Source organism: Streptomyces sp. NPDC046931, assembly GCF_040644655.1.
Classification (GTDB): domain Bacteria; phylum Actinomycetota; class Actinomycetes; order Streptomycetales; family Streptomycetaceae; genus Streptomyces.
Genome location: NZ_JBEYWX010000039.1, coordinates 16,692 through 35,589, shown reverse-complemented (window position 1 = coordinate 35,589; position 18,898 = coordinate 16,692). Strand labels below are relative to the sequence as shown.

General features: G+C 69.1%; 18 protein-coding genes and 3 pseudogenes. 11 read left to right on the top strand and 10 right to left on the bottom strand.

Annotated elements, in window-relative coordinates:
* Positions 1-132: 132 nt before the first annotated feature.
* Both ABZ876_RS37135 and ABZ876_RS37130 read left to right on the top strand, forming a co-directional pair.
* Positions 133-414, top strand: a complete 282-nt coding sequence (locus ABZ876_RS37135; RefSeq protein WP_361790179.1) for a hypothetical protein — start codon at positions 133-135, stop codon at positions 412-414.
* A 32-nt stretch (positions 415-446) separates the two neighbouring features.
* On the top strand, positions 447-1,031 hold the full coding sequence (locus tag ABZ876_RS37130; RefSeq protein ID WP_361790176.1) for a hypothetical protein: 585 nt from the start codon (positions 447-449) through the stop codon (positions 1,029-1,031).
* A 20-nt stretch (positions 1,032-1,051) separates the two neighbouring features.
* On the opposite strand, the pseudogene ABZ876_RS37125 reads toward ABZ876_RS37130, so the two are convergent.
* Positions 1,052-1,213: pseudogene (locus ABZ876_RS37125) on the bottom strand (IS5/IS1182 family transposase); the annotation flags it as partial.
* 764 nt (positions 1,214-1,977) lie between these two features.
* Between ABZ876_RS37125 and ABZ876_RS37120 the strand changes: the two are divergent.
* Both ABZ876_RS37120 and ABZ876_RS37115 read left to right on the top strand, forming a co-directional pair.
* Entirely contained in the window at positions 1,978-2,928 is a 951-nt protein-coding gene (locus tag ABZ876_RS37120) for a toll/interleukin-1 receptor domain-containing protein (RefSeq protein ID WP_361790173.1), read from the top strand.
* Positions 2,925-4,625 carry an SPFH domain-containing protein gene (locus ABZ876_RS37115; protein WP_361790170.1) on the top strand — a complete coding sequence of 567 codons (1,701 nt, stop codon included), beginning with the start codon at positions 2,925-2,927 and terminating at the stop codon, positions 4,623-4,625. The genes ABZ876_RS37120 and ABZ876_RS37115 overlap by 4 nt, the downstream gene beginning before the upstream one ends.
* 395 nt (positions 4,626-5,020) lie before the next feature.
* On the opposite strand, the gene ABZ876_RS37110 is transcribed toward ABZ876_RS37115, so the two are convergent.
* Positions 5,021-5,272 carry a hypothetical protein gene (locus tag ABZ876_RS37110; RefSeq protein ID WP_361790167.1) on the bottom strand — a complete coding sequence of 84 codons (252 nt, stop codon included), beginning with the start codon at positions 5,270-5,272 and terminating at the stop codon, positions 5,021-5,023.
* Between the two features lie 246 nt (positions 5,273-5,518).
* On the opposite strand from ABZ876_RS37110, the pseudogene ABZ876_RS37105 reads away from it, so the two are divergent.
* A pseudogene (locus tag ABZ876_RS37105) lies at positions 5,519-5,869 on the top strand (transposase); the annotation flags it as partial.
* On the opposite strand, the gene ABZ876_RS37100 reads toward ABZ876_RS37105, so the two are convergent.
* On the bottom strand, positions 5,828-6,736 hold the full coding sequence (locus tag ABZ876_RS37100; protein WP_361790164.1) for a helix-turn-helix transcriptional regulator: 909 nt from the start codon (positions 6,734-6,736) through the stop codon (positions 5,828-5,830). The pseudogene ABZ876_RS37105 and the gene ABZ876_RS37100 sit on opposite strands and share 42 nt — an antisense overlap.
* Before the next feature lie 157 nt (positions 6,737-6,893).
* Between ABZ876_RS37100 and ABZ876_RS37095 the strand changes: the two genes are divergently transcribed.
* On the top strand, positions 6,894-7,109 hold the full coding sequence (locus ABZ876_RS37095) for a 4-oxalocrotonate tautomerase family protein (RefSeq protein ID WP_361790161.1): 216 nt from the start codon (positions 6,894-6,896) through the stop codon (positions 7,107-7,109).
* Between the two features lie 1,185 nt (positions 7,110-8,294).
* Here the strand turns inward: ABZ876_RS37095 and ABZ876_RS37090 are convergent.
* A complete protein-coding gene (locus ABZ876_RS37090; RefSeq protein WP_361790158.1) occupies positions 8,295-8,951 on the bottom strand; it encodes a type III effector protein in 657 nt (218 codons plus the stop codon).
* A 127-nt stretch (positions 8,952-9,078) separates the two neighbouring features.
* Here ABZ876_RS37090 and ABZ876_RS37085 point away from each other — a divergent pair, with 127 nt between their 5' ends.
* From ABZ876_RS37085 to ABZ876_RS37075, 3 genes are all read left to right on the top strand, one after another.
* Positions 9,079-9,510 (top strand): Hsp20/alpha crystallin family protein, encoded by a 432-nt coding sequence (locus ABZ876_RS37085; RefSeq protein ID WP_361790155.1) that lies wholly within the window; start codon positions 9,079-9,081, stop codon positions 9,508-9,510.
* Positions 9,511-9,612: 102 nt separating this feature from the next.
* Positions 9,613-10,008, top strand: coding sequence for a DUF2267 domain-containing protein (locus ABZ876_RS37080; RefSeq protein WP_361790152.1), 396 nt, complete (start codon positions 9,613-9,615; stop codon positions 10,006-10,008).
* A 66-nt stretch (positions 10,009-10,074) separates the two neighbouring features.
* The gene (locus ABZ876_RS37075; protein WP_361790149.1) at positions 10,075-10,512 is read left to right on the top strand and encodes a DUF2267 domain-containing protein; all 438 of its coding nucleotides are present in this window, start codon (positions 10,075-10,077) and stop codon (positions 10,510-10,512) included.
* Positions 10,513-10,801: 289 nt separating this feature from the next.
* On the opposite strand, the gene ABZ876_RS37070 is transcribed toward ABZ876_RS37075, so the two are convergent.
* From ABZ876_RS37070 to ABZ876_RS37060, 3 genes are all read right to left on the bottom strand, one after another.
* Positions 10,802-11,194, bottom strand: a complete 393-nt coding sequence (locus ABZ876_RS37070; protein WP_361790146.1) for a hypothetical protein — start codon at positions 11,192-11,194, stop codon at positions 10,802-10,804.
* An 86-nt stretch (positions 11,195-11,280) separates the two neighbouring features.
* Complete coding sequence (locus tag ABZ876_RS37065; RefSeq protein ID WP_361790143.1) at positions 11,281-12,177, bottom strand: aminoglycoside phosphotransferase family protein; 897 nt, start codon at positions 12,175-12,177, stop codon at positions 11,281-11,283.
* 201 nt (positions 12,178-12,378) lie between these two features.
* A complete protein-coding gene (locus ABZ876_RS37060) occupies positions 12,379-12,858 on the bottom strand; it encodes a diadenosine tetraphosphate hydrolase (RefSeq protein WP_361790140.1) in 480 nt (159 codons plus the stop codon).
* Positions 12,859-13,626: 768 nt separating this feature from the next.
* Here ABZ876_RS37060 and ABZ876_RS37055 point away from each other — a divergent pair.
* Entirely contained in the window at positions 13,627-14,835 is a 1,209-nt protein-coding gene (locus ABZ876_RS37055) for a hypothetical protein (protein WP_361790137.1), read from the top strand.
* A gap of 238 nt (positions 14,836-15,073) precedes the next feature.
* Positions 15,074-15,235, top strand: a pseudogene (locus ABZ876_RS37050) (transposase); the annotation flags it as partial.
* 115 nt (positions 15,236-15,350) lie between these two features.
* On the opposite strand, the gene ABZ876_RS37045 reads toward ABZ876_RS37050, so the two are convergent.
* The 3 genes from ABZ876_RS37045 to ABZ876_RS37035 form a co-directional block, all read right to left on the bottom strand.
* Complete coding sequence (locus ABZ876_RS37045) at positions 15,351-17,147, bottom strand: acyl-CoA dehydrogenase (RefSeq protein ID WP_361790134.1); 1,797 nt, start codon at positions 17,145-17,147, stop codon at positions 15,351-15,353.
* A gap of 62 nt (positions 17,148-17,209) precedes the next feature.
* On the bottom strand, positions 17,210-17,980 hold the full coding sequence (locus ABZ876_RS37040) for an SDR family oxidoreductase (protein WP_361790131.1): 771 nt from the start codon (positions 17,978-17,980) through the stop codon (positions 17,210-17,212).
* Between the two features lie 155 nt (positions 17,981-18,135).
* Positions 18,136-18,441, bottom strand: a complete 306-nt coding sequence (locus ABZ876_RS37035) for a DUF1330 domain-containing protein (RefSeq protein WP_361790128.1) — start codon at positions 18,439-18,441, stop codon at positions 18,136-18,138.
* Positions 18,442-18,898 lie beyond the last annotated feature (457 nt).

Sequence of the window (18,898 nt, the reverse complement as noted above, 5' to 3'; positions counted from 1 at the left end):
TGCTGGGCCGGCGTACCGGCTGGGAGATCACCTGCCTGTTGCAGGGCAGGCACCACCTCATCGACCTGACGGCACACCAGCCCCAGTCGTGACCGCGCACCGCGACGACCCTCAGAAGCGGACGACGGCGGGATGCCCTTCTGGCAGCGCTTGTGCGGGCGAGGACCGCACGGGCCGGCCGGCACCATCACGGCGCGAGCGCCGACGAACGCGCGCTGGCCGCCCGGCCTGCTGACCCCGCTCGGCGCATTCCGTCACTTCTCGTCGATCCGCTGGATCATCATGCGCGTCACCGCCAGGCCCGAACCCCGCATCAGCTCATCAGATGGCATCGACACCAGGAGCCATCCCGATGGCGATCCCCGCTCCCTCCCCTCACCGACCGGCTGTGCGATTGACTGGGGCCGGCAATGATCGAACGACACTGAATTCATGGGGACCGTGCAGTGAAGAGCAACGACATTCCGCTGATACCGGATGCGGTGTGGCTGGAGGAACGGCTGGGCGAAGGCTCGCTCTGGCGACCGGACGAAGCCGGCCTGCCGGCTGAGCTGACCCATGCGGGGTCGAGGGAGTTCCTGCTCACGGTCGGCTTTCCCGTCGTCCACCTCGACACCGTGGGGATCGACACGAGGCACTTGCGAGACGAGGACGGGCTGCAACCGTTCGATGCCGACGAGATATACGGGGAGCGGTACCCCGACGACGACTCCCCGCCCACGAACTTCTGCTTCACCGTGGCCACCTGGTACGACCAGCACCTGATGCTCGACGCGGCGAATGGTGGCATCACCCATTACGACCCCAACGGGTGGGACCACGGGGCCGGGTGGAAAGGCCCCGCCGCCGATTCCCTGCCCGACCTGGCCGTGCTCCTCGGGCTGATCGCCGAGTCGAGCAACGCCCTGGAATCGGCCGATGACGCCGTGCGTGCGGCCACCATCACCGAGCTGCGCGAGCGCATGATCGGCCAGGACCTGAACGTGGACGACTCCGCGTTCTGGGACGAGATCTTCGAGTGTCTGGGCTGAGAACAGGGCCGGTGAGGACAGACGCCGATGCCGGCGCCGATGCAGCCCTTGTCGGCCAGGGTCGTCAGGCCGCCGGCCGCGGCCTTGTAGAGGGCGGGCAGGGCGTGGATTTGGGCGGCGGTGATGTCCGGGGTGGAGCCGGGTTCGACGTCGGAGACCCACAGCGGGGTCCCGTCCGGATCCACGTCGACATCCGCCCGAGCTTCGTGAAGGCCGGCCTGGACACGCACGTCGACGACGACGCCAGGGCCTGACGCACATCCCCCTCGACGGCACACTGATCGAATCCGACCGCCTCGCGGGCGTCCGCGAGAACGGCAACGACCTGTGCTTCAGCCAGAAGCACAAGGCGTTCGGCGGCGACATCCAGTTCCTGTCGGCTGTTGCTGACGATTGCTACCTTCACCCCGGCTGCCTTGAGCGCGCCCAGGGTGGGTTCGACATCGACGGCGAACACGTTGTCGGTGACGTCGCACAGAGCTTCGTACATCGCCTCGGCCAGGGCGCAGTCCGCGCCGGCGGCCGTCACCCGGCGGAGACAGCTCTCCCGGTGGGCAGGAGCGGACCTGTCCGCTCCTGCCCAGCCCTCTGCGACGTCAGGGCGCTTGCCTGCTGCGCTCAGGGCTGCAGCAGGTGCGTGAGCAGGCAGGCTGCCACTTGCCTGCCGACGGGGCAATCTTCCCGAAGCCGCCCGCCGGCACGCCGGGCCGTTGGATGCGACGGTGGCGCCGGGCGCGTGCGATGCGGCTGTCGCCGGTCTCGGCTCTGGTCCCAGGCGCGGGCTCTGGGCGAGGTATGAGGGGCGTCTCTCCGGCGGCTGCTTCAGCGCCCGGTACCGGGCACATGTGCCTCGGCGGCGAGAAGAGCAGAACCGCTCCCGCTGTCCCTGGGTTGCCGTACGCTACGCGGCAGATGCGGACGGCTACGGACCTCGGGGGAGATCCGCGTGGATGCCTCATTTTTCATCTCCTATGCTCGCCAGGACGTGGCATACGTGTCCCGGCTGGCCGAGCATCTTCAGGGGTTCGGTCTTCCGCTGTGGTTCGACCTCCATATGGCGTGGGGGAGCCGTTACCCGGAGGAGATTCGCCTGCGGCTGTCCGAGGCCTTGGGGATCATTGTTGTCATGTCCCCCGGGGCCGACGCCTCCGAGTGGGTCGAGCGCGAGATTCTCGAGGGCCAGCGGAACGATCGTGACTTCCTTCCGATTCTGCTGGCGGGGGAGCGGCTCTTCCTGCTGGCCAGCAGCCACTACTTCGACGCCCGGGACGGCGCGTTGCCGGGCGAGCGCGAGATCCGCCAGCTCAGGGCGATCTGCGATGCGCGGACCACGGGCGTCGAAGCGGGACCGGCCCTGGTCCTGCGGCCACCGGTGCAGCCGCCGCCTCCGCCGCCGGTACGCCCCTCTCCGGACCGGGCATTGCTCAAGCTCACCTCTTGCCTCGAGGAAGGACAGGTGGAGCACGCCGACATCCTGACCACCTCGCTGCTGCTGGAGGCGGTGGGCCGACTCGGCAGCGGGTGGATGCGCCGGGCCGACGGGAAGCGGCTGCCGGTCGCGTTACTGGACCGCATCGACCTGGCCTGGTCGACGTTCTCCCAGGGGGCCATGGGGTTCCGGGCGCAGCTGCACAAGTGCCCGAGCCCACCACCGGGGGCACCTGCCGGCAGTCAGCGGGACTTCTCGCTGCTGGCCTTGTCGCTGGGCTGGAAAGCGGAACGACGCGACACCACGCCGAGGTACGGGGAGTTCGTCAGACCGGTCGGCCACCCCCCGGGGTTCTTTCCCACGCTGCGCAACCCGCAGCTGGAACGCCATGTGAGCTGGCACGACCAGTGGGTTGAGACGGTGATGGCCGTCCATGTCCGGCTGCGCACCTGGGGAGGGCACGCATGAAGTGGCTGCTGTTGTTGGTCCTGGTAGCTGCGTTGGCCGCTGGCGCCTACGTGGTGGCGACGGGGACCCGCCGGGTTCCGACCGGTCACCTCGGCGTGGTCCGCCGACGGTTCGGCGTCGCGCACCCGGAGGACCGGTTCAAGGTGCGTACCCACGGGACTCCGGGTCCGCAGGCGCAGACCCTCGAGGCGGACCGCCTCTATTTCCGGCCGCACCCGTTCTTCGAGGTGAAGTACGTACCGCAGACCTATGTGCCGCCCGGCACCATCGGTGTGGTCGTGGCGAAGGCGGGAAGTCCGCCGCCGCTGGACCGGATGCTGTGCCGGCACGTCGAGTGCGACTACTTCCAGGACGGTCGGGCCTTCCTGCTCGGCGGCGGGCAGCAGGGTCGGCAGCCCGGCATCCTGCCCGGGGGCGCGTACTACGACATCAATCCGCTGCTCTTCGAGGTGCTCACGGTCGACACGATCGAACACGGTCGGCATGATCTCACCGCTGCCGACCTCAGGGAGATCACCATTCCCGAGGGCGCGACCGGTGTGGTGATCGCGCTGGAGGGCGTGCATCCCGACGAGAGTGACGGGACGGTTGGTCGCCAGGTCCCGGGCCACGAGAGCTTCCAGCGGCCCTCGGTGTTCCTGGACAACGGAGGCCAGCGGGGCGCGCAGGCGGAAACCCTCACCCGCGGAGGGGTCTACCGGATCAACCCCTGGTTCGCGCGCATCGTCCTGATCCCGACCCGCGACCTCATCCTGGAATGGCGCGCCAAGGACGACAAGCCTGACCGCAACTTCGACGCGTCGCTCGGGCAGATCGTCATCAACGTCGAAGGCCATCGGCTGCGGGCCGGCATGACGCAGACCATCCGCATCCCGGCCAAGGCGGCCCCGCGTCTGGTCGGCCGCTTCGGTGAGCAGGAGGGTGACACCTTCGGTGCCAGCAGCGCCTCCGATCCCGCTCCGGTACAGCGTTTCGTCGAACGCGTCCTGGGCCGCACGGTAGAGGGGTACTTCCAGGGCATCGCCAGTTCGTACGACGTGCTGGACTTCATCACCGGGCACAACGAGGTGCGCCTGGAACTGGAGGAGCGGGTACGCCAATCACTGGCCGAGTGGGGCGTCGAAGCGGTGCGCACAACCCTCACCGAGTTCGAACCGGAGAACTCCGGTCTGGACGAGTTCCGGCGCGAGATCGCCACCGAGCGGGATCGCAAGCGGCTGCTCGAGCATCGTCACGTCAGCGCAGACCTGGAGGCGAAGACCGAGCTGATCAGAATCGATACCGAGAAGAGGCGCCGACGGATCGAAGTCACCGAACTGGAGGAGAAGATCAGGGTCCTGGGGCGGGACACCGTCGCCCTGGAGCGCTTCCTCGCTCAGCTGGCCAAGATGAACGTGCCCGAGTTCGTGGGCGGTGACGCCGATTCGCTTCTGCAGTACCTGCCGCTACCGGTCGCACGTGACATGATCAACAGGGCGTTGCGGCGCGTTGACGCAGCGGAATCCTCCGTGGGGCATCAGCAGTTGGACGCCGGTTCGGCACGCGCGCACGGCAGGCAGGATGCCGGTCCGGACGCCGATCTCGGCGGGGAAGCAGCCATCGCGCCGCAGACCGATGCGGTGGACACCCCTCGGCCGAGGTCCCCCGACCAGAGCGGGCCGGACAGTGACATCGGCCGGCTGGGGTCGGCGCGGTGACAGCACCATTCATGCATTGAAGTGCAGTCGAGCCGTGGTCCGGTCGGCCCGGCTCTGTTGTACCTGGCCGCTCGGTCCCGGCACAGCGTTCGATGCCCCGGGTCGCCGAGTGGCCGGCCTTTACGGTCGCGGAGAGCATGGTCTTCTCCATCCGGCCGTACTCGGCGAACGCCTGGCCCAGCGGGGTCGCGCGGGCCTTCGCGACCGAACATCCGCAGCAGGTCGTAGGCGCGGACCGGGTTGGTGACCAGCGATCCGGCAACGCGGAGCGTGTCCGGCCACCAGGTTGGCCTTACTCTCCCCGCGGACACGAAGGAGAGACCCCACGTTTGAGCCGCGCGGACCTCGCTGCCGGCAGGGCAGCGAGGTCCGTCGGCCTGGCCGGGGTGGAAGGACTACTGCTCGATTGTCCAGCGCTGCCGGTCTGCGTCGTTGCACTGCTCGGCGGTCACATCGCCCTTCTCCCTCAGCGGCGGGACCAGGCACAGGTGCGTGGCCTCGTCGCGGAAACGCAGGCTGCCGTCGGCGTACGGCTCCGCCTGCCAGCGGTGTCCGGTGCCGTCGTTCTTGCTGTTCGGGTCATCGCAGTTGAACAGCACGGTGTGGGTGCCGGGCCGGCGCGGTCGCTCTCGAAGACGTCCACGCACCGGCCGCTCGCGACTCCCTTGATGCGGACCAGGTTGTCGCCTCGGGCGGCGTACTCGATGTTCCAGCGCTGGTTGTACGCCGCGCTTGTCTTCGCCGCCGCGCCGCCGCTGCCGCCGTACCCGAGGTAGTACCAGCGCTCCACGGCTGTGCCGACGGTGAAGCGCTGCTGGTCGTTCCAGCGCGGGGGATGGGTGATCACGCGGCCCGAGCCGTCCGCGGGGACGTCGATCATAAAGACCCGCACCATGGGCAAGGCCCCCGCACCGAGACCCGACCCCGGCCGGCCGGGCGCCTTCCTGCCCAACGGGGCCTTGGCCAAAGCCGGGCTCAACAGGTCGATCGGCGATGCCGGATGGGGGGTGTTCCTGACGATCCTGCACGCCAAGGCTGAAAGCGCCGGACGGGAAGTGATCGCCGTCAACCCCCGCAACACCTCCCGCACCTGCCCCGAATGCGGGCACACCGCGCAGGAGAACCGGCCCACACAGGAAAAGTTCCACCGCGTCTCGTGCGGCCACCACGCGCACGCTGACACCGTGGGCGCTCTCAACGTTCTACGGGCCGGGCTGGTCCGTCGCGACGCTGACCCGGCGTAACGAGAAGCCCCCGACTTCAGCCGGGGGAGGAGTCACGTCCTGCGTACCGATGACGGAGAGCAGTTCCAGCTGCGCGGCGGCTTCGGTGCCGGGCGGTGCGGTGAACCACAGCAGGCGCTGGCGTCCGTCCTCGCTGAACAGGCTGTTGCAGTCCGCCGCGATGACACCGAGGGCCGGATGGGCGATGCGCTTGTGGTCCGACCGGCGCAGGCCGACGTCGTGGGTGTCCCACAGCGCGGCGAACTCCTCGCTGCGCCGTCGCAACACGCCTACAAGACCGTCCACTTCGGCATCACGGCCGCGCCGTGCGGCGACGGCCCGAAGGTCGGCGACGAACGCCCGGGATTGGTGTGGGTGTTCGTCCGACGGGTAGAGCGCGCGGGAAGCGGGATCGGTGAACCAGCGGTGGATGAAGCTCGCCTTGACCCCACGCCCGGTCGGCTGCCGGCCCACGAGCGCGATGGCGGCCTCGTTCTGTACGAGGGTCTCGTGCAGGTCGGTGATGATCTGCGCGGGAGTCGCCGCGAGCCGGTCAAGGAGCGCCAGTAGCCCCGGCGTGATGTGCGCGGTCAGGCCGCCCGAAGCCGGGGGCACGGGGCGGTCGGCGAGGTGGAACAGATGGTCGCGCTCGTCGCCGCCAAGGCGCAGCGCACGGGCGAGGGCGGCCAGGACCTGTGCCGACGGCTGGGTCCCGCGCCCGCGCTCCAGCTCGGTGTAGTAGTCGACCGACAGGCCCGCGAGCTGAGCCACCTCCTCCCGACGCAGTCCGGGTACCCGGCGCCGGGGACCGGCGGGCAGACCGACGTCGGACGGCCGGATCCGCGCGCGCCGGGACTTGAGGAACGCGGCGAGTTCGGAAAGGTCCATGCCCGCATCGTGCCGCGTACGACCCGGACGAACCAGGGGGCGGCAACCCCAGGGTGTGCACAGCCTGGCTGCCGCCCGCAGACCGGGTGATGGTGGGTGGGCGGCGAACGCACGACGCCGCACCCCACCCATCGGAACCCCGGCAGGAGCGAACGCGATGCCGTACGCGAACTTCAAGGTTCCCGCGGGCACTCTCACCGACGAGCAGAAGGCGCAGATCATCACCCGCACCACCGATCTGTACACCGAGATCTACGGCGAACGTGCCCGCGCCACCACCCTGGTGCTCGTCGAGGAGGTGCCCGACGGCGGCTGGGGCATCGGCGGCCACGTCCTGACCGCCGCCGAGATCCAGCAGCCGCCCGCCGGCTGACCGCACCTCCATCGGCGCCGGCCCGGCGCATCCGTAGCCGGGTGGGCGAGGCATACGGCCACCGCCGACCAACCGGCTCCGGGAAGGGTTCGCTGCCGGGGCCGCCGGGCCAGCGCTCCAGGACGACCAGCACTTTGTACTCGGCGCGCTGTGGGAGCTTCACCTTCGGCAGACGGATGACGCCGGTGCGCTCGACGACATTGTTGTCGTAGCGGAAGCCGGGCACGGCCTCGCCGTCGCGCAGGAATGAGTGGTGCAGGTCGTCCTGGCTGAGCTCGGTGACGACGAGGCTGGCCACCTGGCGGTCCTGGAACGTCACCCGGATGCCGCAGGGGTCGCTGTCCGGGGTCAGGTAGTCGCCCTCCCCGATGGGCGCCGAGCCGGCGTTCTCGATGCGCAGCAGGACGAAGGAAGGATCCTTCAGCAGATGGCCGTCCTGCCGCATGTCCCGCAGCACGCCTGCGTAGGGGGACTGGGAGGCGTCTGTGGCCAGGGTGTCCATCTGCACCCGGTAGCCGAGCCGTTTGCGGCCGACGACGTTGAACTCCCACAGGAACGCGCCCAAGGGGAGCGCGAGGCTGACGACCGCGACCCATCTGTCGAAGTCCAAGCTCCAGTTCATCGCCGGATCCCCCGTCTCCGTGCCCCTGCGAAGTTGACAGGGAGCCCAGGGTGACGAGGGTGGGTGACTGGTTGCCAGTCCCGCCGTGAACGTACGGACGAAGTTCATGCGGGCGCCATCTCGGTAACGTTACGTTTCCCGACGTGAGGCGGGGAACCGTGCGGTCGGCCACGCCATCGCCTTCCACCGGCACGACGTCGGCACGCTGGGGGACTGCGAGTGGTGACCCGCGGTCGAGCCGACCATGATCACGGCTTGTCGGCGCTGTCCCCGCCGAAGAGCGGGATCTCCTGCGGACCCTCCAAGCCCCCGGTGCCGCAGCCGCTCCCAGAGCTTCGCCGCCCCAGCGCCGGCCTGCGACGACGTCAGCCCTGTCTCCCGTTCCGGCTCCGGCCGGCTGATTCCGCCCGGATGCGTCCACACCGTTCGCGCGACCTGGCCCGCGCACAACTTCCCCTCGATCACGTGGGCCGCGATCATGCCGATGACCAAGCGGCTCACGCGCCGCACGACCTGCCTATCCGGGCGCTGCCGTACGAGTCCCGTCGCTCCGCGAAATCCAGTCAGTCGGGGGTTGCCGGGTTCGTGGCGGAGTTCGTAAGGGCATCGAGCTGGGCGGCGAGGTGGGGGTGGGCGGGGGTGAGGTGGGGGCGGGTGGCGCTGAGGGGGTGGGTGAGGGCGGCGGGGTCGTCGTGGGCGAGGGCCGCGTGGAGTTGGCTGAGCGGGTTGCGGGCTGCGGTCGGCAGGTCGGTGAGGGCGGTGATCTGGCCGGCGATGCGGCGCAGGTCGGCTGCGTTGCGGCGGGCCCAGGTGGCGGTGGTGCGTTCGGCGGCGCGGCGTTCGCGGGTGGCCTGGACGCGTTGTTCGCCGGTGGTTCCCGCGGGGCCGGGCCGACCCCGCAGGTAGCGGCGTTCGGCGGCCTGGCGGCTGGAGACGCCGAGGGGGTGGGCAAGGTCCGCCCAGCTGGCACCCGCCTGGCGGGCGGTTTCGATCAGGCCGGTTTCCCAACCGGCGAGCTGCTCGCGTACCTGCCGCAGCAGCAGAAGAGAGGCCAGGGCCTGCTCCGGGCCGACGTCATGCGTCTCGGCAGTGCCGGGGGCCTCGCGCCGGGCGGCCTGCAGGGCATCGTCTATGGCTTGAAGCGCTGCCGCGGTGGCGAGGAACGACGCCGGGCTCGGTGCGTCGGCACTGGACGATGCCGGCTGGTCGGTCGGGGTCATGGGCACCTCCCTCATCGGTCATCCTTTGGACGACACCGTGTTTGTCATCCATTGGATGACATGCTACAACGGTATCAGCAAGGCGCATTGGCAGCGACTGCCCGAACCTGCTGGAGGTGTTTTCACGATGTTGATGCGCACTGACCCCTTCCGTGAGCTGGACCGGCTGGCGCAGCAGCTGATGGGCCCGGGTACCTGGTCGCGGCCGTCCCCGATGCCGATGGACGCCTACCGCGAGGGTGACCAGTACGTGGTGGCCTTCGACGTCCCGGGCGTCAGCGCGGACGCGATCGACATCGACGTCGAACGGAACATGCTGACCGTCAAGGCCGAGCGCCGGCCCGTGACGAAGGCCGACGACGTGCAGATGGAGCTGTCGGAACGGCCGCTGGGCGTCTTCTCCCGGCAGATCGTGCTCGCCGACACGCTGGACACCGAGCACATCCAGGCCGACTACGAGGCGGGTGTGCTCACCCTGCGCATCCCGATCGCCGAGCGCGCCAAGCCCCGCAAGATCGCCATCGGTGTCGGTTCCGGCCGCAAGGAGATCTCCGGCTGAGCCGGACAGACGAGGGCTGAACAGCGGCGGAGGACTGGTATCCGATCTCCCCCCGGGCCTGTCCTCCGCACCCCCGTGGACCGAGGAAGGGTGGCGGCCGAGATGACGGTGCTACGGGAAGCGTTCCTCGACCATGTGAAGGAACGCGGTGAGTACGACACCCTGCAGGAAGCCGAACGCGCGGCCCGCGTGGTGCTCGCCCTGCTGGGCGCACACCTGGTCGGCGAGGTACGCGCCCAACTGGCGGCGCGTCTGCCGGAAGGCTTCGCCCTGATCCTGCTCAACCCGCTGCAGAGCGCCGAGCCGCTGCCCCCGGAGCGGTTCGTGCGCGCGACCGCGGCCTGGATCGAAGGGGCTACCGAACAGACCGCGGCCTGGGACGTCAGCGCCGTCCTGTCCACGGTCGCCGACGCCGCCGGCGGCGACCTCCTCAAGGAGATCCTGCTCCAGCTCCCCGCGGGCTACGACCTCCTCTTCGGCCGCCCCCAGCCCACCTGACCACCCACTTCCCGGTGACCGCACACCGGCCACCACGATCCCGGTGACAGAAAGGCAACCACCACCGTGATGTCCGACCGGCGCGCGCCGCTCCAGCACTCCTACGGGATGGCGTACGAGCAGCTGCTGGAAAAGGTCCGCTACGACGGCGCCTACCCCACTCGTGAGAAGGCCGAGGAAGCCGTCCGCCTCGTCCTCGCCGGACTGGGACGCCAGCTGACCGGCGACGAACGCGTCGAACTGGCCGCCCGCCTTCCCTTCGAAGCCGCACGCATCCTCACCGCCCAGATCCCCGACACCCAGCCGCTGGGTGGCTGGGCCTTCGTCAAGGACCTCGCCGCCCGCACCGGCGCCTCCCTGGCCACCACCCGCTGGGACACCGGATCCGTCTTCTCCGCCGTCGCGGCCTGTGCCGGCCCCGACCTCACCACCCGCATCCTGCGCCAGCTCCCCTCCGGCTATGCGCTGCTGTTCGGCCGCGCCGAACTCACCCAAGCGGCATAGGCGGGCCGCGCCTTTCCGGCGCCACAGCATGCCGGTGACCGTGACGCGTGCACGGGCTGCAAAGGCCGCACAGCGCGTCACGGCGCGTCGTGCACTCCGCACCTCTGCCGCTCGCGATGCGGCCCTTGTAGACACAGCACATGTGCGGTGGCTGGCTGGCCCGTTTCCCTGAGCGGCGGCGGGAGGCTCGTCGCAGGCGGGGGCCCCGACGGCGGTCGTGGGATGAAGCCGCCCAGCAGGCCGGGACGACCTGGAAGGCCGTCAGTTGCTTCGCCCGGTCAGTCGCTGGTCAGGCGGGGGTGCCGGGTACGGCTTGGGTCAGCGGGCCGAGGTCTCCGTACACGGCGGCGTGAAGCGCGGCGGCCAGCTCGCGGGCCCGGTGCTCGCTCTCCAGGTCGTACAAGACGAAGTAGACCGGTCCGCATGAGGAGTCGGGGCGAATTTCGCGGGAACGGATCAGGCGGATGACCGCAGCGCGGATGGCGTCGTACACCGTGGTGTCGATGGCGTGCTGCGGGGCGGTGAGCGCGTCTGCCTTGACCGTCCAGCTTTCGGCCTGGCGCTCGACGGCAACCCATACGGCACCCTGCTCCTTGGCTGCCCTGTACGCGACGTTGCAGACGTCCATGCTCGTGACTTCGGGGATCAGATCGGCGGGGCAGGGTGTCGGCAGCGGCTGCATGATGAGCATCGTGCCAGAGTCGTCGGCCGCGGCGGTGCAGGGGCGCGTTCATGTTCGCGTGCCGAAGCGGGGAACCCGGGCGTTTCCTAAGTTGATGCCAGAACGCGGTCAAGCGCTGCCCGGCCTGCGGGCCCCCATGCCGCCTTGCCACCGGGAAGACCCCGCTCCCCGGCCTGGCCCATGAGGATGAGGAAGAGGCTTTTCGCAGCGGCCAGTCCTCGTGCGCGCTGGATCATCGCCTCGTCCGCGTGTGCGTACGCATCGAAGAACCGTGATGCCGCGCCCGCGGGAAGGAGTACCCACGCAGCCGCGAGATCGACCGCCGGATCGCCTGCGCACATGTCACCGAAGTCGATCACTCCCGAGAGTGTCCCGTTCGAGACGACGACGTTCGCCGGGTGAAGATCGCCGTGCAGCCATACCGGCGCACCCTGCCAATCGGGGGCCGCAAGGGCCTCGTTCCAGATGTCTCGGACATTCCGGAGGTCGGCAGCAACGCCTCCGGAGGCGACTTCATCGAGCAATTTTTCGAAACCGTTTGTGAGTGTTTTAAGGGGAACCCCGCGGTCCGGACTGATCGGCGCGTCGGCGGGTGCCTTCACATGGAGCGCCTTGAGGAAGCTCGCCAAAGTGTCGGCCGCGCGGTCGTGGCTGATTGGGGCATGGTCTGCTGGTTCGCCGGGAACCCAGGTTGCGATGGTCCATGGCCGCGGGAAGCGAGCGGACGGTTCACCGATCCGCATGGGGGTCGGGACCGGTAGTGGAAGGCCCGGCGCCAGGGTCGGCAGCCACCGGTGCTCTTTGCGCAGGAGGGTTGGCGCGCGCTCCGTGCGTGGCATGCGCACGGCCAACTCGTCCCCGAGGCGCCACAGTTGGTTGTCCCAACCGCCGGCCACCTCACGCAGGCTCAACCCCGCAAGGTCCGGATGCTGCTCTCTCACCAGGGAGCGCACCAAGCTGTTGTCGATCCCGAAGCTGTTCATGATCTCACTCAACCACGGCGGCACGGACGAGGAGCGAGGCGGTGAAGGTCGGCGTGACGGCCGGCTGCCCGGAGTGCGGGACGTCCTCGCAATCAGGCCTGGCACAAGCAGCGCACCGGGCATCTGGAATCGGTTCGGTGTCGTGCCGGGTGGAACCTGCTCACCCCCGACGTGGTATAGGTCCGTGTGAGGCCCGTACTGTCAGGCCATCGAACGCAACCGGTCCAGTTCGCTGCCGATCGCATCCCGCAGAGCATCGTGCTGCGGGCCGAGCCTGCACCGCTCGTCACTCCATCGGTCACGCGGATACAGCCACACAGGCTTGCCCACCAGCTCGGCCGGCTCCCACTCGAACCGCGGCCAGACGTGGGCATGCAAGAATGGGTCCGTGTTGCCGAGGATCTCCAGGTTGACCCGGCGGAAATCGGGATCCAGTCGCCGACAGGCCCGCTCAACCGCTTCCCCGAGCTGGTCCATGTCGGAGAGAAACGACAGCCGTTTGGCCCTAGGCAGGCCAGAGAGCCGTTGAACACCCGGCTCGTCTGCGAGCAGAACTGAGTACCCGGGCAGGAACTGAACGTCGCCGATCACCGCGAAGCCAGACTCAAGCCGCCGCAGCACAGTGGGATTCTCGCCCCGCAGAGCAGCCCCGATCCGGTCTCTCCGCCAGTCACCGGTCATCGCCCGAGCCTACCTCGCAGGTGATCAAGGCATGCTCTTGGCTCCACCACCCTCCCCACTCACCTCAAGGACCAACCAAGTGAGGGGGTGAGCACCTCCGGTCGTTCTGACAATCGCCATCAGCGGCCCGGAAGACATCGGCGCTGAGGTCGATGACGGACTGTCCTTGAGCCTGTCCTGGCCGCATCGGGCCCCGCCCGGGAGCAGCTCCACGAGCGGCTCGTCAGCGGTGAGCGGGCGGTCCTCTCAGCGGAGGAACTGTACTCCTGCACGCCGTTCTGCTGTCCGTCCACAGCATGTTCGCCTTGGAGGAGGCGTTCCACATCCAGCTCGGCTTCTGCCACGAGAACGCGTTCGAACTCGCGACCGGTCTGGTGAGAGCCGTCCAGGAGGCCGCCTCGGCCACCTGATCTCCGAAGCAGCGGTCTCCCTTCCGGCACCCGCGACCGCCTGCGTTCAGGCCGCGACCAGTTCGGCGAGCCCCCTACGTCGTTCGCTCTGATCGCGCCTTGGGCTGTGGCATGGCCTGCGTGCACCCGACAGCACCGTCGGCAACGGTGACGCAAGCACGGCATCCGTCCGGCCTGCGGGCGCGGCCGGAATTTCACCTACTCGTCATCTCCAGGCCGCCATTGATGCCATGTCGCGCTCCCTGACGGACCGGTTCACTGGAGTGCCCCCCAACCGGACCCGAAAGAGGGACGCATGTTGAGACGCACGCTAAAGTGCGGGTTTGTCACGCTGGTCGCCGTCGGCCTTGCTTCTTCCGTGGGTTCGGCCGCCACGGCATCGGCGGCCAGCAGCCCACTCACGCTCGCCGTGTTCGGCGACTCGCCGTATGGCAAGTCGGCGTACGCGCCTGCGGGCCAGAGCGCCGACACCTCGCAGTTCCAGAAGACCCCGGCGTTCATCCGCACCATCGACAGTGACCCGACGGTCAGCGACGTCGTCCAGGTGGGCGACATCCACTCGGGAAAGGAGTTCTGCACCGAGGACTACGACGCCTCGATCGCGTCCGTGTGGCAGACCTTCACCAAGCCGCTCGTCTACACGCCGGGCGACAACGAGTGGGCCGACTGCCACAAGGCGTCGAGTCTCACCTCGCCTGGTCAGGGCGGTGGCTTCTACGACTCGGCCTCCGGTGCGATCAACTACATCGGCACGAGCGGCCTGTCGGCCAACACGGCGGACTGCGTCAGCTACCACTGCGGCAATCCGCTCGACAACCTCGCCGAAGTCCGGCAGGACTTCTTCGCGCAGCCCGGCCGCACGCTCGGCCGGGGGACACTGAGCGTGGTGTCCCAGGCCACTGCCTACGACCCGGGTCACCCGGGCGACGCGCAGTACGTCGAGAACGTGAGGTGGGCGCAGAACGACATCGTCTTCGTGACCATCAACGTTCCGGGCGGCTCGAACAACGACGCCGACCCCTGGTACAAGGTGCCGACCGCGACTCAGGCGCAGTCCGATGAGCGGACCAACCGGACCGCGGCCGACGTCCGCTGGCTCGATGCCGCCTTCGCCGATGCGCGGGCCAAGCACGCCAAGGCGGTGGTGATCACGGCACAGGCGGACATGTGGGACCTCGACGGCAAGACCAAGGACCACCTGACGAACTACGAGCCGATCATCAACGAGGTCGCCGCGAAGACGACCGAGTTCGGCCGTCCGGTGCTGATGCTCAACGGTGACTCGCACCTGTACCGCTCGGACAACCCGCTGTCCCCGACGGCGACGTGCACCGGCGAGACGGACCCGGCCACCGGCGCCGGCGTGTGCGCCCACGACCCGGGTGACAACGCGTGGAACGAGCACCCGTACTACAACGTTTCGAACTTCCACCGGCTCGTCGTGCATGGCAGCACCACCCCGCTTGAATGGCTGAAACTGACCGCAGATCCGAACGCCAACTACGCCGTCACCGACACGACCTACGGCCCGTTCAGCTGGCAACGGATGCCGCAGCCACAGCTGTAAACCCGCTGAGCGCACACGACCGGCCACGGTGTCCCCTGTGGGCGGCCGGCCGGTCGCGTGCCGCCGGCAGTCGGCGGACTGGGCCGGTCACCGGGACCCGGCGGGCGCAGCACCTGCTGGGCGGCGCCAGGTGGGACGCTGATGCAGTCCGGGACGATGTCCGCCCCGCGTCGGACCGGCAGGAACCGCCTGGGCGTCTGGTTGAAGAACCGCAGGGTCCGCAACTACAGGCTCGTCGCGGCGCGACCACCCTCACGCCGGGGTCATCCTGAGCATGCCTGGCATCGGCCCCGTTCCAGGCGCCGAGTTCATAGCGCACACCGGCGGCGGCATGAGCGTATTCGGCACCGCCGACCGCCTCGCCGGTGTCGCTGGTCTGGCGCCGGTCCAGAAGGACTCGGGAGGGACTCCTACGCGACGGTCGCCCCTTCGTGAGCAGCCCGCCACTCCGCGCTGACCGCCTCGGCTGAGGCTACAGCCCGTCACGAGGCAGGCGCTGACAACCACATTGGGAATCAGAAGCAGTCCGCGGGCATGTCCAGGGTGGTGCGGTCGAGGCTTTCCAGCAGCGCGAACTGCGCCTCCGTCCTGGGCAGTTCGTATCGGAAGAAGTACTGACCCGCCCGGCGCTTGCCCTCGTAGAAGGCGCCGCTGCGTCCGGCGGCGGCCAGCATCTGCTCCAGCCACATCCAGGCAACCACGACGTGTCCCACGGCCTCCAGATAGACCGAGGCGTTGGCGAGGGCTGTCTCGGCGTCCCCGGCCTCCCACAGGTGCTGCGTCACGGCGGCGACGCGGGTGACGGAGGCGTCCAGCTGCCGTCCGAAGCCGGCGACCTGGCCGTCCGCGGCCGCCGCGCGGGCGGTCGTCATGGAGACGGTCTCGATGAGCAGGCGGAGCCCCGCGCCGCCGTCCATGACGACCTTTCGGCCCAGCAGGTCGAGGCCGTGGACGCCGTGCGTCCCCTCGTGGATGGGGTTGAGGCGGTTGTCCCGGTAGAACTGCTCGACGTTGTACTCGCGGGTGTAGCCGTAGCCGCCGTGGACCTGGATGGCAAGGTTGTTGGCCTCCAGGCACCACTGGGAGGGCCAGCTCTTGGCGATCGGGGTGAGCATGTCCAGCAGAAGCCCGGCCCTGGCCCGCTCGTCGGCCGTCGGGGCGGTGCGCTCGTCGTCCAGCAGCCGCCCGCAGTACAGGATGAGAGCCAGCGCGCCTTCGACGTACGACTTCTGGGCGAGGAGCATGCGCCGGACATCGGGATGCCCGACGATCGGGATCTGGGGGGCGGTGGCGTCCCTGGCCATGAGCGGGCGCCCCTGCGGCCGGGTGCGCGCGTAGTCCAGGGCATGCAGGTAGCCGGTGTAACCGAGCGCTGTGGCGCCGAGTCCGACACCGATGCGGGCCTCGTTCATCATGTGGAACATGTAGGACAGTCCGCGGTGGGGCTCCCCGACCAGGAAGCCGACGGCACCGGGGGCCCCGCCGGGCCGGAAGGCGCCCTCACCGAAGTTCAGCAGCGTGTTGGTCGTCCCTCGATACCCCATCTTGTGATTGAGGCCGGCCAGGGCGACGTCGTTGCGCTCGCCGAGCGTCCCGTCTGCCCCCACCAGGACCTTGGGGACGATGAAGAGCGAGAGTCCCTTCACCCCGGGCGGGCCGCCCGGGATCCTGGCCAGGACCAGGTGGATGATGTTCTCCGTCAGTTCGTGGTCGCCACCCGAGATCCACATCTTGTTACCGAACAGGCGGTAGGTGCCGTCGTCGGCCTGTTCGGCGCGGGTGCGCACATCAGCCAGCGAGGAGCCCGCCTGTGGCTCCGACAGGCACATGGTCCCGGAGAAGCGGCCCTCGACCATCGGGCGGACATAGGTGTCGATCTGCCCGGGGGTGCCGTGGGCCAGCAGCAGGTTTGCGTTGCCGATGGTGAGGAAGGGGTAGGCGGCCGTTCCCACGTTGGCTGCCTGGAACCAGGCGAAGCAGGCGTTGGCCACCACGCTGGGCAACTGCATCCCTCCCACCTCGTGGTCCATGCCGCCGCCGATCAGCCCGGCCCCGGCGAAGACCTTCAGGGCCTCCTCGACTTCGGGGATGATGTGCACCCGCTCGCCGTCGAAACGCGGCTCCTGGGTGTCGTTCTTCTTGTTGTGCGGGGCGAAGTGCCGGGCAGCGATCGTCTCGCTGAGGTCCAGTACCGCGTCGAAGGTTTCGCGCGAGTGGTCGGCGAAGCGGGGGCGCGCGGTCAGGGATTCAACGTCGAGCCACTCGTGCAGCAGGAAGTCGAGGTCTCGGCGGGAGAGCAGGAGGGAGGCCATGGTCCTCTTCTTCTCGGGTTCGGATTGCTTGTGCCAGGGGGAGGGGAGCTGTCGCCGGCCGGTCAGACCGTGGTGCCGAGGCCGCCGTCGACGGGGATGACGGCGCCGGTGACGTATGCGCCCGCACGGCTGGCCAGATAGACGGCGACGCCCGCCATGTCGTCCGGCCGCCCGATCCGGCGCAGCGGAGCCGCCTCCGCGATCGCCTCGCCCATGGCGTCCAGGGTCGCGGCCATCATCTTCGACTCGAAGGGGCCGGGCGCGATGGCGTTCACCGTGATGCCCTGTGGCCCGAGCTCCTTGGCCAGCACGCGGGTCAGGTGGTGCAGGCCCGCCTTGCTGGCCGCGTAGGAGTAGGCCGAGACCGGGCTGACGTGCAGGCCGTCGATGGATCCGACGTTGATGATCCGCGCAGGGTCCTCCGTCGACCCGCCGGCGCGCAGCTTCGGCAGGAGGGCTTGGGTGAGGAGGAAAGGGCTGCGCAGGTTGAGGTCCATCACCTTGTCCCAGCCGCTGACCGGGAACTCGTCCAGGGGCGCCCCCCAGGTGGCGCCGGCGTTGTTCACCAGAATGTGCAGCCCCTCCTCCCGCTCGCCGATGTCTTCGGCGAGTCGGTGGCACTCCTCCTCGCGCGACAGGTCGGCGGGCAGAGCGACCGCCTGGCCGGGACCGGAAAGCCCGCGCACGGCCTCCTCGCAGGCTTCCGCCTTACGGGAGCTGATGTAGACCTTGGCTCCCGCTTCGACCAGGCCCCGGGCGATCATCAGGCCGATGCCGCGGGAACCGCCGGTCACGAGGGCGGTCTTGCCGGAGAGGGAGAACAGTGAGGTCACGGTGGCTCCTAAGGGGCAGGGGCGGCACGGGCAGGCTGTTCCCGCCCAGACTGCATACTAAGCAGTCGCTTAGCTGATTTCCAAGCCTTGCGCCCACGGAACCCCTTCCGCGCCTCCTGCGCCTCGACCGGTGGAGTGGACCGGCAGCGGATCCCTCAGGGGCGTCGGCCTCGCCCGACGCCCGAGGCGACCAGCACGACTCCCTCAGCGGCGGCAACGCGGTCCTTGGAGATCTCCTGGTACTCGGGAGAGCGGGCCCACGCATCAACAGCAACCCGACCCTTGAAGGGCATAATGACGATCTTGTCGTGATCCCATCGCCCCTCCACGACGTCGACCTGCTCGTCCGCCGCCAGCAGGCGGCCGTCGTGACGGATGAGCACCTCCGTGAAGCGCGAGACGTATCGCTGATAGCACTCACGGCCATGGACAGCTGTCTGCGCGACGGCGTAAACCGGCATGCCGGCCCCTTTCGCATTGGCGAGTTGTCTACCGGCGACTATGGCCGCACGTCCGAGGTGCCGGTCAAGGCGCCCCGGTCTGCCCGTCGTTCATCTCGAGATGTGCAGGTGATCGTGTTGCCGGTGAACGCGCCGAGCGCGTCCAGGACGAAGGTGTCGGGTACAAGCGAACTGCGAACGTGCGCCACCTCGTGCGGATGAAAGTGCACCGTTTTCGGTGCGGTGATGAGGTGAAGGCCGCGAGTGTGCTGCTGTCGGTTGGGGCTGGCAGGGAGGCGGCTGACGGGGGTCTTGGATCCGCATCGGTGGCTGGAGTTGAGGCGGTTCCGTTCGCTGTACGACTCCGGCGCGATGAGCCTGCGGGAGATCGCGAAGGAGCAGAGCGCGGACCGGTAGATGTGACCCGTGACCGCTCTGTCGTAGGGGGCAGTCGGGAGCATAAGCGAAGCCGTATCGA

Coding starts and splice junctions, on each gene's coding strand:
- ABZ876_RS37100 (WP_361790164.1), bottom strand. CDS start 6,736: ATGGACCTTTCCGAACTCGCCGCGTTCCTCAAGTCCCGGCGCGCGCGG.
- ABZ876_RS37085 (WP_361790155.1), top strand. CDS start 9,079: ATGTTGATGCGCACTGACCCCTTCCGTGAGCTGGACCGGCTGGCGCAG.
- ABZ876_RS37095 (WP_361790161.1), top strand. CDS start 6,894: ATGCCGTACGCGAACTTCAAGGTTCCCGCGGGCACTCTCACCGACGAG.
- ABZ876_RS37070 (WP_361790146.1), bottom strand. CDS start 11,194: ATGCAGCCGCTGCCGACACCCTGCCCCGCCGATCTGATCCCCGAAGTC.
- ABZ876_RS37065 (WP_361790143.1), bottom strand. CDS start 12,177: ATGAACAGCTTCGGGATCGACAACAGCTTGGTGCGCTCCCTGGTGAGA.
- ABZ876_RS37135 (WP_361790179.1), top strand. CDS start 133: ATGCCCTTCTGGCAGCGCTTGTGCGGGCGAGGACCGCACGGGCCGGCC.
- ABZ876_RS37090 (WP_361790158.1), bottom strand. CDS start 8,951: ATGACCCCGACCGACCAGCCGGCATCGTCCAGTGCCGACGCACCGAGC.
- ABZ876_RS37045 (WP_361790134.1), bottom strand. CDS start 17,147: ATGGCCTCCCTCCTGCTCTCCCGCCGAGACCTCGACTTCCTGCTGCAC.
- ABZ876_RS37115 (WP_361790170.1), top strand. CDS start 2,925: ATGAAGTGGCTGCTGTTGTTGGTCCTGGTAGCTGCGTTGGCCGCTGGC.
- ABZ876_RS37060 (WP_361790140.1), bottom strand. CDS start 12,858: ATGACCGGTGACTGGCGGAGAGACCGGATCGGGGCTGCTCTGCGGGGC.
- ABZ876_RS37080 (WP_361790152.1), top strand. CDS start 9,613: ATGACGGTGCTACGGGAAGCGTTCCTCGACCATGTGAAGGAACGCGGT.
- ABZ876_RS37035 (WP_361790128.1), bottom strand. CDS start 18,441: ATGCCGGTTTACGCCGTCGCGCAGACAGCTGTCCATGGCCGTGAGTGC.